A 513-nucleotide genomic window follows, 5' to 3' on the forward strand; every position below is an offset into this window, starting at 1 on the left:
GAGCTACTTCGTTTAATAGGTTTTTAAAAAGCATTTCCGAGACTCTAACAGGAAGAGTTCTAAGTCTTCGTGAAATTTGACTATGACTAATGCTTTCTAAGCCAATGGTACGACTGAAGTCATTACTTTGAACACTGGCACTGATTTTTCGTAAAGCTTTAAATTCTTGGAGTTGAGCATTACTGATAAGTAACGCGAGTTGGTTTGTTTTAAGTTTTTGGACTCGCTTATCAAGGTCTGGAACTTCTTGATGAATTTTAGTCCAAATATTTTTAGAAAAAACCGGTTGAAACAGTTGCATAAATGTGGATTTTGTAGTATTCTTGCCTTGCATTTTTTATCTCCTTATGATTAGAGATTTGGGCAAGAACTACCCTAACTCTAATTATAAGGCTTTTTTTATGGTTTTGACAGGAATAATCAGGGATATCTGCAGTTTACGCCATTTTCCGTTGGTTTTCTTTGTAACATAGAATTTGACTTTTGCGTAAAAGCTTTATGCAACGCTACTGA

Annotated in this window: 1 pseudogene; it reads right to left on the minus strand. The window is 34.7% G+C overall.

Features of this window, described 5'->3' with window-relative positions:
- Positions 1-334: pseudogene (locus ACYQ3Q_RS28480) on the minus strand (IS4 family transposase); the annotation flags it as partial.
- Positions 335-513: the final 179 nt, after the last annotated feature.

Source organism: Desulfosporosinus burensis (assembly GCF_054657535.1).